The sequence below is a fragment of the Herbaspirillum lusitanum genome (genome assembly GCF_026127345.1).
Lineage (GTDB): Bacteria > Pseudomonadota > Gammaproteobacteria > Burkholderiales > Burkholderiaceae_D > Herbaspirillum > Herbaspirillum lusitanum.
In genome coordinates, this window is record NZ_QXFG01000016.1 from 133,818 (window position 1) to 146,558 (window position 12,741).

The 12,741-nt window shown below is 61.8% G+C and carries 11 protein-coding genes; all 11 read right to left on the reverse strand.

The window, feature by feature from the left end; genetic code table 11:
* Positions 1-20 precede the first annotated feature (20 nt).
* On the reverse strand, positions 21-1,196 hold the full coding sequence (locus DXT88_RS21390; protein ID WP_265215964.1) for an acetyl-CoA C-acetyltransferase: 1,176 nt from the start codon (positions 1,194-1,196) through the stop codon (positions 21-23).
* 231 nt (positions 1,197-1,427) lie between these two features.
* Positions 1,428-2,876: a catalase gene (locus DXT88_RS21395; RefSeq protein ID WP_265215965.1), complete on the reverse strand. Its 1,449-nt coding sequence runs from the start codon at positions 2,874-2,876 to the stop codon at positions 1,428-1,430.
* A gap of 235 nt (positions 2,877-3,111) precedes the next feature.
* Positions 3,112-4,275 (reverse strand): phospholipase D-like domain-containing protein, encoded by a 1,164-nt coding sequence (locus DXT88_RS21400; protein ID WP_265215966.1) that lies wholly within the window; start codon positions 4,273-4,275, stop codon positions 3,112-3,114.
* Positions 4,276-4,365: 90 nt separating this feature from the next.
* Entirely contained in the window at positions 4,366-5,160 is a 795-nt protein-coding gene (locus DXT88_RS21405; RefSeq protein ID WP_265215967.1) for an endonuclease/exonuclease/phosphatase family protein, read from the reverse strand.
* A 102-nt stretch (positions 5,161-5,262) separates the two neighbouring features.
* The gene (gene nudB / locus DXT88_RS21410; RefSeq protein ID WP_265215968.1) at positions 5,263-5,751 is read right to left on the reverse strand and encodes a dihydroneopterin triphosphate diphosphatase; all 489 of its coding nucleotides are present in this window, start codon (positions 5,749-5,751) and stop codon (positions 5,263-5,265) included.
* A gap of 60 nt (positions 5,752-5,811) precedes the next feature.
* Complete coding sequence (locus tag DXT88_RS21415) at positions 5,812-6,720, reverse strand: LysR substrate-binding domain-containing protein (protein ID WP_265215969.1); 909 nt, start codon at positions 6,718-6,720, stop codon at positions 5,812-5,814.
* Positions 6,721-6,784: 64 nt separating this feature from the next.
* Positions 6,785-8,062, reverse strand: a complete 1,278-nt coding sequence (locus DXT88_RS21420) for a metal-dependent hydrolase family protein (RefSeq protein ID WP_265215970.1) — start codon at positions 8,060-8,062, stop codon at positions 6,785-6,787.
* A gap of 57 nt (positions 8,063-8,119) precedes the next feature.
* The gene (locus tag DXT88_RS21425; protein ID WP_265215971.1) at positions 8,120-9,421 is read right to left on the reverse strand and encodes an MFS transporter; all 1,302 of its coding nucleotides are present in this window, start codon (positions 9,419-9,421) and stop codon (positions 8,120-8,122) included.
* Between the two features lie 277 nt (positions 9,422-9,698).
* On the reverse strand, positions 9,699-11,504 hold the full coding sequence (aspS, locus tag DXT88_RS21430; RefSeq protein WP_016833143.1) for an aspartate--tRNA ligase: 1,806 nt from the start codon (positions 11,502-11,504) through the stop codon (positions 9,699-9,701).
* A gap of 131 nt (positions 11,505-11,635) precedes the next feature.
* The gene (locus tag DXT88_RS21435) at positions 11,636-12,280 is read right to left on the reverse strand and encodes a DUF502 domain-containing protein (protein WP_265215972.1); all 645 of its coding nucleotides are present in this window, start codon (positions 12,278-12,280) and stop codon (positions 11,636-11,638) included.
* Between the two features lie 23 nt (positions 12,281-12,303).
* Complete coding sequence (locus tag DXT88_RS21440; RefSeq protein WP_265215973.1) at positions 12,304-12,684, reverse strand: FmdB family zinc ribbon protein; 381 nt, start codon at positions 12,682-12,684, stop codon at positions 12,304-12,306.
* Positions 12,685-12,741: the final 57 nt, after the last annotated feature.

Consider the following 12,741-nt stretch of genomic DNA (forward strand, 5'->3'; position numbering starts at 1 on the left):
GTTACAAACCCGACGAGGCATCAACGCTCAACCGCCAGCGCCACGCCCATGCCGCCGCCGATACACAGGCTGGCCAGACCGCGCTTGGCGTCGCGTCGGACCATTTCGTGCAGCAACGTGACCAGCACGCGGCAGCCTGACGCGCCGATCGGGTGGCCGATCGCAATCGCGCCGCCGTTGACGTTGATCTTGCTGGTGTCCCAACCCATTTGCTTGTTGACGGCAATCGCTTGCGCGGCAAAGGCTTCGTTGATTTCCATCAGGTCCAGGTCTTGCGGGGTCCAGCCGGCCTTCTTCAAGGTCAGTTGCGACGCCGGCACCGGGCCCATGCCCATGATGCTCGGGTCCAGACCGGCCGAGGAATACGACTTGATCCTGGCCAGCACCGGCAGGCCCAGTTCAGCCGCCAGCCTGGCCGACATCAGGACCACCGCCGCGGCGCCGTCGTTGATGCCGGAGGCGTTGCCGGCGGTGACGGTGCCTTCCTTGTCGAAAGCAGGACGCAGCGCGCCCAACGCTTCGGCAGTGACGCCTGGCTTGACGAATTCATCGGTGTCGAAAACGATGGTTTCCTTCTTGTTCTTGATCTCGATCGGGACGATTTCGTCCTTGAACTTGCCGGCCTTTTGCGCAGCTTCCGCCTTGTTTTGCGAAGCAGCGGCAAACTCGTCCTGCTCCTTGCGGGAGATGTCGTATTTCTTCGCGACGTTTTCAGCGGTGATGCCCATGTGGTACTGGTTGTAGACGTCCCACAGGCCGTCGACGATCATGGTGTCGGTCAGCTTGGCGTCGCCCATGCGGAAGCCGTCGCGCGAATTGTTCAGCACGTGCGGCGAGGCGCTCATGTTTTCCTGGCCGCCGGCAATCACGATCTGCGCGTCGCCGCACTTGATCGCCTGCGCCGCCAGTTGCACGGCTTTCAGGCCGCTGCCGCAGACCTTGCCGACCACGAAGGCCGGGACCATGTCGGGCAGGCCCGAGCGGATCACCGCCTGGCGCGCCGGGTTCTGGCCGACGCCGGCTGTCAGCACCTGGCCGAGGATGACTTCGCTGATGCTTTCCGGCTTGATGCCGGTCTTTGCCAGCAAGGCCTTGATGACTTGCGCGCCGAGATCCGAGGCGGCGATTTTCGACAAGGAACCGCCGAATTTACCGACCGCTGTTCTCTGTGCTGCAACAATGACGACGTCATCCATGTTTCACTCCTTTTGTTGAATTACCGAAGTCTTTCCGGGGGCGGACTGACTTGCTTGTTGAAATCCGGGACGTCCATCTTAGTCCATTTCAGGGGCGATGGCGATACGGTGGATTTTCGGTATGAACGTCGCAAATATTCAAATTTATTTATCTATGAAAAACGCCGCCGTCCTTGCGGAACAGCGGCGTTTTTCGATGCCGGGACTACCTTCCGGCAAGTATGGCCATGCTTATTTGCTGCCTGCCTTGAGCGCCGCAATTGCCTTCGCGACACCTGCGCCATAGGCCGGATCGGCCTTGGCGCAATTGTCGATATGGCGTTGCACGACCGGTTCCGAGGCGCCGTTGATGGCGCGGGCGGTGTTCTCGAACAGGACCTGCTGCTGGGCCGGCGTCATCAGCTGGAACAAGGCGCGCGGCTGCGAGTAGTAATCCTCGTCGACGCGATGGTTCCAGTGATCGGCCGCGCCTTCCAGCGCCAGCGGCGGCTCGCGGAAGTCGGGCTGCTCCTGCCATTGGCCGTAGCTGTTCGGCTCGTAGCCGAGGGTCGCGCCATGGTTGCCGTCAACGCGCATGGCGCCGTCGCGATGCGAAGTATGGACCGGGCAGCGCGCCGCATTGACCGGGATCTGATAATGGTTCACGCCGAGACGATAGCGGTGCGCATCGCCGTACGAGAACAGACGGCCTTGCAGCATCCGGTCCGGCGAGAAGCCCACGCCAGGCACTACGTTGGCCGGCGAGAAAGCGGCCTGTTCGACTTCGGCAAAGTAGTTCTCCGGATTGCGGTTGAGCTCCAGCACGCCGACTTCAATTTCAGGATAGTCCTTGTGCGGCCACACCTTGGTCAGGTCGAACGGGTTGAGGTGATAAGAACCGGCTTCCTTCTCGGGCATGATTTGCACGAACAGCTTCCAGCGCGGAAAGTCCTTGTTCTCGATCGCATCGAACAAATCGCGCTGCGAGCTTTCGCGATCGCGGCCGACCAGATCGGTGGCTTCGGCGTCGGTCAGGTTCTGGATGCCTTGCTGGGTCTTGAAGGCGAACTTGACCCAGAAACGTTCGTTGGCGGCATTGATGAAGCTGAAGGTATGGCTGCCGAAACCGTGCATGTGGCGATACGAGCGCGGCAGGCCGCGGTCGCTCATGACAATGGTGATCTGGTGCAGCGCTTCGGGCAGCAGGGTCCAGTAATCCCAGTTGTTGTTGGCGCTGCGCAGGTTGGTCTTGGGATCGCGCTTGACGGCGCGGTTCAGGTCGGGGAATTTGTGCGGGTCGCGCATGAAGAACACCGGCGTGTTGTTGCCGACCAGGTCCCAGTTGCCTTGTTCGGTATAGAACTTGATGGCGAAACCGCGGATGTCGCGCTCGGCATCGGCCGCGCCGCGCTCGCCGGCCACGGTCGAGAAGCGCAGGAACAGGTCGGTTTTCTTGCCGACTTCGGAGAAGATCTTTGCCTTGGTGTATTTGGTGATGTCATGCGTCACGGTGAACGTGCCGTAGGCGGCCGAACCCTTGGCGTGCATGCGACGCTCGGGGATGACTTCACGGTCGAAATGGGCCAGCTTTTCGAGGAACCAGACGTCTTGCAGCAACGCAGGACCGCGCGGACCTGCAGTTTGGATGTTGTTGTTGTCGGCGACCGGGGCGCCGGCCGAGGTGGTTAATTTATTGCTCATGTCACATCCCTTTAAAAAACCTAGGTTAGAAAACCCGCATCTGTCCCTGCGTGATGGCGGTGCTGCATGAACTTTAATTAAATTTATTGAAAATTAGAAATTGATTGTCTTTATTGATGGGATAGGAATTCCGTTCATGCCGGGAACGTCGCGCATTGAGCCGCATGTGCCGACAAAAGGGAAAGTGCATTATGACCCAGCCTTGTGCAAAGGCAATGACATGCAGCAGGAAGAGCTAAGCGTCCTGTCCCAGTGTGATGATGCGGATGATGCCGCGATACATCAGGAAGGCCGTGCCGTACCAGAGGCGCTTGTACCAGGGCGAATGCAGGAAGTCCTGCAACTGCACCAGCCGGCCCTCGCTCACCCCGATTTCGATCTCGGTGCGCAGGGTGGCGGCGAACGCGACGTCGCTGACGACGACGTTGGCTTCCTGATTCACGAACAGGCTGAGGCCGTCGTAGTTGCTGGAGCCGACCGTGGCCCACTCGTCGTCGATCACGGCGACCTTGGCATGCAGCTGGGTCTTGGTGTATTCGACGATGCGCACGCCGGCCTTGAGCAGTTTCGGATAGAAGGAATGCGCCACCGCATCCTGCAGGTAAAACTGCCCGACGCCCAGCAGCAGCGTCACGCGCACACCGCGCAGGGCGGCTTCTTCCAGCGCGCGGCGCAGCTTGCGGCCGGGCGCGAAATACGGATTGGTCAGGAACGCCGTCTCGCGCGCGCGGCCCAGCGCCTGCAGGTAAGCGCGCTGGATGGTGCGGCGATTGCGCAGGTTGTCGCGCACCACCAGTCCGGCCAGCGCCTGGCCCGGCTCGGTGTCGTGCCGGATGTAGCGTCCCATCTTGAAACGATCCCAGCGCGCGCGCAGCTTCATCTTGCCGATGCGTATCCACTGGTCCAGCATTTCCCGATGGATCGCCTCCACCAGCGGGCCGCTGATGCGCACCGCAAAATCCCAGCGCGGCGCCGGCAAAGGCACGCGGCGCGCATCGTCGGAAAAGAAATCGTCGTTGATGTTGAGGCCGCCCGCGAACGCACACTTGCGATCGACCACGCACAGCTTGCGATGGCTGCGCGCCACGCCGCGCCGGAACCAGGGATTGAACGAACGATGCTGGACGCCGGCGGCGGTGAACGTGGCCTTGAGCTGCTTGCTTTCAACCCGGCCGGTACCGATCCAATCGGTGATGACGCTGACCACGACGCCGCGTTGCGCCGCGCGGACCAAGGCATCGCGCACCAGGATGCCGGTGTCGTCGATGCTGAAAATATAGGTTTCGAGATAGATCTCGACGCGTGCTTCGTCGATGGCGGCGATCAGCGCCGGGAAGAATTCCGCACCACAACGCAGTAGCTCGACATGGTTGTCGCCGCTATAACTGATTACGCGCATGGCATATCCGCACGATGCGCGCGATGCGCGCGATGGCGAAAATCGAGAAGGGAAGCAGTCAAGTGGTGGCTGACGGAAGTTGAACTGTCGTCATTTTAAGCGCAAGGTGCTGACAATGGGAGCGTGATCCGACAGGTTGGCCCACAGCCCGCCCCGCATGACTTCCGCCGATTCGACTTCGAAACCGCGCAGATAAATACGATCCAGCCGCAGCATCGGCATCGAGGCCGGGAAGGTACGCGCCGGCTGAATCACCGGCCGCATGCCGCCGAGCTTGCGCAGGTAGCCCATGAGGCCGTGCGCGGAGCCGTGCTGTTCGAACACCTCGCTCACGCCAAGACGGATGCGCAGGAATTCGCTGAGCTTGTTGCCCCAGTCGTTGAAGTCGCCGGCGATGATGATCGGCGCATCCGGCGGCGACGAAGCGCGCACCGCTTCGATCAGCGCGGCGGTCTGACGGCGGCGACCGCCCGCGAACAGGCCAAGGTGGATCACGTAGCAATGCACCGGTACACCCTCGATCTCGACCACGCAATGCAGGATGCCGCGCGATTCGTAGGCATGATCGGACACGTCCTGGTTACGCGCCGAGGCGATCGAGAAGCGCGACAGCAAGGCATTGCCGTGATGGCCGTGGTCGTACACCGCGTTCACGCCATACGCTGCATGATGCGATTCGCCCGCGAGGTATTCATGCTGGGCCTGCTGCGGCCAGAGCGCCGCGTGGCGCAGCGCGATGCGGTCGTGGCGCCCCTGTACTTCCTGCAGGAACACCAGGTCGGCGTCAAGTTGCGCCAGCGCCTGCTTGAGCGCATGGATCCGTGGGCGTCCGCTGAACGAGGTGACGCCCTTGTGGATGTTGTAAGTGGCTATGCGTAACTTCATACGATCGGCAAAACCTCTTGGTTATTTCAATTGAACTGCGTCAAATGTAACTGTGTGCAAATTGACCTGCAGCCATCCATCGCGGAGGTGCGCGCCGAGAACTTAAATGTATCGCGGCAGCTGCAGGATCGCTTCCGCATTCGACGGCGAAAAACATTGGTCGGCCGCGGCACGATACGGCAGCCACTGATAGCGCGTATGCTCGCGCGGCGCCAGCGTCACCGGAATCCCTTGCGGCACCAGCAGCCCGAACACATGCTCGATATTGCGCGTCACGCCGGGCGCGTAGCGATGGCGCCAGACCGGATAGATTTCATAATCGTTCGACAACTTCCAATCGCTCAGATGATCGCACGGAACACGATTGGCGACTGTCGGCGAAACACTGATTTCGTCGCTAATCACAATCCCGGTCTCTTCGCCGACTTCGCGTCGCGCAGTCAGCATCAGGGGCTCGTCCGGCGTGTCCTTGGAGCCGGTGACCGATTGCCAGTAGCCGGCCTTGTCGGTGCGTTCGATCAGCAGCACGTCGAGCGCTGCGGTGTAGATGACGACAAGGACGGACTCGGGGATTTTAAAGGGACGGTTCATTTCTCTTGAGCATGTAACAAGTTGCCAACACCCATTGTATCCGTATCCCCTGCCGCGCGATCAGCCGGCCACGGCAACGGCGCTCTCCTCGACCAGCCAGTTGCGGAAACTGCGCGCCGCCGCGTGTTCGATGCGGTCGCGCGGCCACACCGCATAGTAGCCGCCGCCAAGGCTGGCGCTGGCTTCGCAGGCGCGCACCAGCAAACCCTCGCGCATGCAGGCGTCGATCATGTGGCGCCAGGCCAGCACGATGCCATGGCCTTCCATCGCCAGCTGCAGCAGGATGGGATATTGATTGGACAGGATCTGGTGCTCGATGCGGGCCTCGCCGAGATCGTTCTGCGCCATCCAGTTTTGCCAGGACATCCACTGGCGTTGGCCGTCTTCCTGCATCAGCAGGGTTTCCTGCAGCAAGTCGCGCGGCTCCAGCGTGCGGCCTGCGAGATAGGCCGGCGAACACACCGGGAACACTTCTTCGTCATACAGCCGGCGCGCCGCCAGGCCGGACGGCGGACCGTCGCGCAGGAAGTAGATGGCCATGTCGAAATCGGTTTCCGACAAGGCCGCGAGGCTGTCGTTGACGATCAGGCGCAGATGGCATTCCGGCTGCAGCGCGCGGAACCGCGCCAACCGCGGCGTCAGCCACAGCACCGCGACGCCGGAGGAACAGGCCACCGTGAGTTCGCTGTGCCCCTTGCGCTTCATGATGTCTTCGGTGACTTCGGCGCAACCGACCAGCAGGCGCTGCACCTCTTCGGCGTAGCGTTGCCCGCTGACGGTCAGGCGCAAAGCGCGCGGCTCACGGATGAACAGCTTCTTGCCGAGAAAACGCTCCAGCTGCGCAATCTGGCGACTGATGGCGCTTTGCGTCAGGTGAAGTTCCGCCGCAGCGCGCGTGAAGCTGCTATGCCGCATGGCAGCTTCAAACGCGATCAGCGACGGTAGAGGAGGAAGTGGAGAAATACGCATGATGGCAGCCCGTGTTGAACAACTCAGAGCCCCATCATAGAGCGAAAAACATGCCCGCCCGGATTCAACGCGGGCTGTACGTGCTGCGCGCGTTGTAGGTGTTGCACGTGTTGCGATGCACGTAACCTCCCTGCATTACCAGCGACAGATGCTCGCCCTGCCCGGCCAGCAAATGGATATCGTCCAGCGGATTACCGTCGACCACGATCAGGTCGGCGCGCGCGCCGGCGCGCACGGCGCCGAGTTCGCCGTCGCGTTGCAGGATCGCGGCGGCAATCGAGGTCGCCGAGCGGATCGCTTCCAGGTTGCCGAGTATCTCGGCGCGGATGACGAATTCCTGCGACTGGTCCTGATGCATCTCGCCCAGCAGGTCGGAGCCGAAACCCATCTGGACGCCGTGTTCGGCATAAATCTTCAGCGAATCGCGGCCGGCCTGGCGCACCGATTCGATCTTGGCCACCGAGTCGGCCGGCAAGCCGAGACGCGCACCGTCGCGCGCCAGCGAGTCGTAAGTCACCAGCGTCGGCACCACGAAGGCGCCGTGCTCGCGCATCACGCGCGCCGCGTCGGCATCGACCAGGTTGCCGTGCTCGATGGTGCGCACGCCGCAGCGTACCGCGCGCGAAATCGCCCGGCCGGTGTAGGCATGCGCCATGACGTAGGTCTGCGCGGCCTCGGCTTCGGCCACGATGGCGCGGATTTCATCTTCGCTGTATTGCGTGTTGCCGATCGGATCGGTCGGCGAGGCGACGCCCCCGGACGCCATGATCTTGATCTGCGTCGCGCCCTTCTGGATTTCTTCACGGGCAGCAAGTCGCACCGCGTCAACGCCGTCGGCCACGCGGGCAATCGCGCCGGCGCGGAAGGCGCAGGAGCACGGCTCCAGCACATCCGAACGCGGACGGAAATCGCCATGCCCGCCGGTCTGCGACAAGGCCTTGCCGGACGGGAAAATGTGCGGTCCCGGCACCAGCCCGATGGCGATGGCTTGCGCCAGTCCCCAGTCGGCGCCGCCGGCATCGCGCACGGTCGTGAAGCCCCGGTTGAGCATGGCTTCGACAATCGGCAAGGCGCGGATCGACGTCAGCGAGCCCGGCTGCAAGGCATTCGCGCCCAGGTTCGCCAGCGAGGCCAGCACATGCACGTGGCAGTCGATCAGTCCCGGCATCACGGTCTTGCCGGTCACGTCGATGCGCTGCATATCGGAGGCGTTCGGCGCATCGATAGGCGTCGCAGAGACGTCGATGATGCGGTCGTTTTCAATCAGGACGTCATGGCGGAGCAGCAGGCTGCCGTGCGCCGGATCGAGGACGTTGCCGCCCTGCAGGAGAATCTTGGTCATGGAAAAATCAAATCTGAAAAGTGAAAGCTGAAACTGAAGCTGAAACTAAAGCTGATCCTAAGCGCGTTGCAAATACGCAGGCTCACGCACGAAGCGCGTGCCCACCAGGCTGATGGCGGCCGCGATCATCACGTAGAACGCCGGCGCCATGGTGCTGCCGGTGGCGGCGATCAGGCCGGTGATGATGAAGGAAGCAAAGCCGCCGAAAATCGTCACCGCCAGGTTGTAGGCCACCGACAGACCGGTCGACAGCACCTTGGCCGGGAACAACTCGGAGAATGCCGCCAGGATCGGACCGGTGTACGTCGCGATCAGGATGCCGAACACCAGTTGGAAAACCAGCAGCGAGCCAAGGCCGGGCGCATGGTTGATGTAGGCGAACATCGGATACGCCAGCAGCAGGATCAGCAGCGCTGCACCCGACAGCAGGCCGCGACGGCCGTAGCGATCGGCGATGCGGCCGACCACCGGCGCGAACACCATGATGCACAGACCGCCCACCATGCCGGCGATGAAACCGGTCGATTGCGGCAGCTTCAACACCTTGATCGAATAAGTCGGCATGTAGAACAGCAACACGTAGGTACAGACCGTCCACAGGATGACCATCGAGAAACTCGCCGTGGTTTCGCGCGGATAGTTGCGGATGATTTCCTTGAGCGGCGAATCGGTCTTGTCCTTGGCTTCGAGGAAGGCCGGCGTTTCATCGAGGTGATGGCGGATGTAGTAGCCGACCGGGCCGATGATGATGCCCAGCAGGAACGGCAGGCGCCAGCCCCAGCTCGCCAGCGCTTCCGGGCTCAGGCTGCTGGTGACATAGCTGCCGACAGCGGCGCCCAGCAGCACGGCCACGCCGATGCTGGCCTGGATCCAGCTGGAATAAAAAGCGCGCTCCCTGACCGGCGCATATTCAGTCAGGAAAGCAGTGGCGCTGCCCATTTCGCCGCCGGCCGAGAAGCCCTGCAGCAGGCGCGCCACCACGATGATCAGCGGTGCGAACAGGCCGATCTGTTCATATGTCGGCGCGATGCCGATCAGCGTCGTGCCGGCCGCCATCAGCAGGATGGTCAGCGACAGCGCCGCCTTGCGGCCGACGCGGTCGGCATAGATGCCGAGCAAAATGCCGCCGACCGGCCGCATGAAAAAACCGACGCCGAAAGTCGCGACCGCCAGCAGCAAGGAAGTCAGTTCGTTACCGGTCGGGAAGAACAGCTTGGCGATGATGACGGCGAAAAAACTGTAGACGGTGAAGTCGAACCATTCAAGTCCATTGCCGATGACGGTGGCGATGATGGCGCGTCGACGCTGGTCCTTGCTGACGACAACCGGCGGTGCAGCATAGGCTGTATTGGCTTGCATGGTCTCTCCCCTGATGGATATGCATGGATATGCATGGATATGCATCCGATAATAGGACCAGCAAGAAGCAAGCCGGAAATGATATCTGCGCATGTCGCCATGCTTGCAGCGCATGCATGCGGAAAATATTTATAACAAATCATCCACTGCGGCGAGGCATGAGAAGAAACGGAATGTCCATGAAAAAAGGCGCAATGCATTGCTGCACGCGCCTTCTTTCGACTTGCCCTTCCGCGCGGATCAGGCGCGGACGGCAGGACTATATTGCTTGCTACGCTTACGCCTTGATTGCCGGCTCCGCATTGCGCAGACGGATGTGCAGTTCGCGCAGTTGCTTCTCGTCGACCGCCGACGGCGCTTGCGTCAACAGATCTTGCGCGCGCTGGGTCTTCGGGAAAGCGATGACGTCGCGAATCGACTCGGCGCCGGCCATCATGGTCACCAGACGATCCAGGCCGAAGGCGATGCCGCCGTGCGGAGGCGCGCCGTATTGCAGCGCATCCAGCAGGAAGCCGAACTTCAGGCGTGCTTCTTCGTCGTTGATCTTCAGCGCGCGGAACACCTTGCTCTGCACTTCGGCGCGGTGGATACGGACCGAACCGCCGCCCATTTCCCAACCGTTCAGCACCAGGTCATAGGCCTTGGCGATGGCGGCTGCCGGGTTGGTCGAGATGAAATCTTCGTGACCATCCTTGGGCGAGGTGAACGGGTGATGCAGGGCGACCCAGCGCTGGTTGTCTTCGTCGTATTCGAACATCGGGAAGTCGACCACCCACAGCGGACGCCAGGCGTCGTCGAGCAGGCCGTTCTTCTTGCCGAAATCGCTGTGGCCGATCTTCACGCGCAGCGCGCCGATGGCGTCGTTGACGACCTTGGTCTTGTCGGCGCCGAAGAAAATCAGGTCGCCGTCTTGCGCGCCGGTCTTCTCGACGATGGCGGCCAGTGCGGCGTCATGCAGGTTCTTGACGATCGGCGATTGCAGGCCGTCGCGACCCTTGGCCTTTTCATTGACCTTGATGTAGGCCAGGCCCTTGGCGCCGTAGATGGCGACGAACTGGGTATAGGCGTCGATTTCCGAACGCGGCATTTCGGCGCCGCCCGGCACGCGCAGGCCGACCACGCGGCCGCCTTCGCTGTTGGCCGCACCGGCGAATACCTTGAACTCGACATCCTTCATGACGTCGGTCAGCTCGGTGAATTCCAGCTTGACGCGCATGTCCGGCTTGTCCGAACCGTACATGCCCATCGCGGTCGCGAAGTCCATGACCGGGAACGGATCCGGCAGGTCGATGTCGAGCACGTTCTTGAAGACCAGGCGGATCATGCCTTCGAACAGGTCGCGGATTTCCTGTTCATTCATGAACGAGGTTTCGCAGTCGATCTGGGTGAATTCAGGCTGGCGATCGGCGCGCAGGTCTTCGTCGCGGAAGCACTTGGTGATCTGGTAATAACGGTCGAAGTTGGCGACCATCAGCAGTTGCTTGAACAGCTGCGGCGATTGCGGCAGCGCGAAGAATTCGCCGGCGTTCACGCGCGAAGGCACCAGGTAATCGCGTGCGCCTTCCGGGGTCGACTTGGTCAGCATCGGCGTTTCGATGTCGATGAAGCCTTGCGCGTCGAGGAACTTGCGCACTTCCATCGCCACCTTGTAGCGCAGGCGCAGGTTGTTTTGCATTTGCGGACGGCGCAGGTCCAGCACGCGGTGCGTCAGGCGGGTGGTTTCCGACAGGTTGTCGTCGTCCAACTGGAACGGCGGCGTGACGGATGGGTTCAGCACTTCCAGTTCGTGCGCCAGCACTTCGATCTTGCCCGAGGTCAGGTTGGCGTTGCTGGTGCCGTCGGGACGGTTGCGCACGATGCCGGTGATGCGCAGGCAGAATTCGTTGCGCACGGCTTCGGCGTTCTTGAACACGTCGACGCGATCAGGATCGCAGACGACTTGCACCAGGCCTTCGCGGTCGCGCAGGTCGATGAAGATCACGCCGCCGTGGTCGCGACGACGATGCACCCAGCCGCACAGGCTGACGGTTTGGCCGAGCAGTGCCTCAGTGGTGAGGCCGCAGTATTGAGTTCGCATGGACATATTCAGGTTCCGTTATTCCGTTTTCAGTTTCGTTTGATTCAGTTTTTTTTGCTTCTGTGTTCGGTGCTGCTGGCAGGGCGAAGGCGGGGCAGAACAGCGCGGTCAACTCTTGCGGAGCGCTGAACGCCCCTTCAATTATGATTGGCCGCATCGGCGGCGACGTCGGTGATGATCTTCTTGTCGGCTTGCATTTCCGGCGCCACCACGCCCATCGAGACGATGTACTTGAGCGCTTCGTCCACGCTCATGTTCAGCTCGATGGTGTCGGCGCGCGGCACCATCAGGAAAAATCCCGAGGTCGGATTCGGCGTGGTCGGCACGTACAGGCTGACGTAGTCGCCCGCCAGGTGGTTCTTCACTTCACCGCCGGGAATGCCAGTCAGGAACGCGATGGTCCACGAGCCCTGGCGCGGATACTGCACCAGCACGGCCTTGCGGAAGGCGTTGCCGGACGACGAGAACAGCGTGTCGGATACTTGCTTGACGCTGGAATAGATCGACTTGACCACCGGAATGCGGGTCAGCAGGCCTTCCCACAGCGACACCACCTGGCGGCCGATGAAATTGCGCGTGGCCAGGCCGGTGATGAAAATGATCAGCAGCGTGAGGATGGTGCCCAGGCCGGGGATATGGAAGCCGACCAGCGCTTCCGGCCGCCAGCTTTCCGGCAGCAGCAGCAGCGACTGATCCATGGTGCCGATGATCAGGTTGAGCACCCACACCGTGATTGCCAGGGGGACCAGGATCAGCAGGCCGGTGATGAAGTATTTGCGCATGGGGTGGCTTTCCGCGGTGGCGCTCAGGAAGCGCTTGGGGTGCTGGGTGACTTGGAAGCAGCCGGGGCTGCAGCAGCTGGTGCGGCCGCTGGGGCAGCAGGTGCCGAAGCTGCAGCGGGAGCAGCGGCCGGGGCAGCTACGCCAGCATCGCCCGACGCCGGCGCTTCGCTGGCAGGCAGAGCGGTGCCGGTAGCGCCGGTGCTGTTGGCGACGCCGCTGCCATTGCCGCGGAAATCGGTTACATACCAGCCCGAGCCCTTGAGCTGGAAACCGGCGGCGGTCAGTTGTTTGCGAAAGCCATCCTTGCCGCAGGACGGACAGACGGTCAACGCGTCGTCAGACATCTTCTGCAACACATCTTTGGCAAAACCACACGCTTCGCAGCGATACGCGTAAATCGGCATGAATTACTCCGGCAAAAATCGTCCAAAACCCTGAATTATAAAGGTTTTTCAGCCTTT

Coding starts and splice junctions, on each gene's coding strand:
- DXT88_RS21425 (WP_265215971.1), bottom strand. CDS start 9,421: ATGCAAGCCAATACAGCCTATGCTGCACCGCCGGTTGTCGTCAGCAAG.
- DXT88_RS21415 (WP_265215969.1), bottom strand. CDS start 6,720: ATGCGTATTTCTCCACTTCCTCCTCTACCGTCGCTGATCGCGTTTGAA.
- DXT88_RS21420 (WP_265215970.1), bottom strand. CDS start 8,062: ATGACCAAGATTCTCCTGCAGGGCGGCAACGTCCTCGATCCGGCGCAC.
- nudB (WP_265215968.1), bottom strand. CDS start 5,751: ATGAACCGTCCCTTTAAAATCCCCGAGTCCGTCCTTGTCGTCATCTAC.
- DXT88_RS21405 (WP_265215967.1), bottom strand. CDS start 5,160: ATGAAGTTACGCATAGCCACTTACAACATCCACAAGGGCGTCACCTCG.
- DXT88_RS21440 (WP_265215973.1), bottom strand. CDS start 12,684: ATGCCGATTTACGCGTATCGCTGCGAAGCGTGTGGTTTTGCCAAAGAT.
- DXT88_RS21395 (WP_265215965.1), bottom strand. CDS start 2,876: ATGAGCAATAAATTAACCACCTCGGCCGGCGCCCCGGTCGCCGACAAC.
- aspS (WP_016833143.1), bottom strand. CDS start 11,504: ATGTCCATGCGAACTCAATACTGCGGCCTCACCACTGAGGCACTGCTC.
- DXT88_RS21390 (WP_265215964.1), bottom strand. CDS start 1,196: ATGGATGACGTCGTCATTGTTGCAGCACAGAGAACAGCGGTCGGTAAA.
- DXT88_RS21435 (WP_265215972.1), bottom strand. CDS start 12,280: ATGCGCAAATACTTCATCACCGGCCTGCTGATCCTGGTCCCCCTGGCA.
- DXT88_RS21400 (WP_265215966.1), bottom strand. CDS start 4,275: ATGCGCGTAATCAGTTATAGCGGCGACAACCATGTCGAGCTACTGCGT.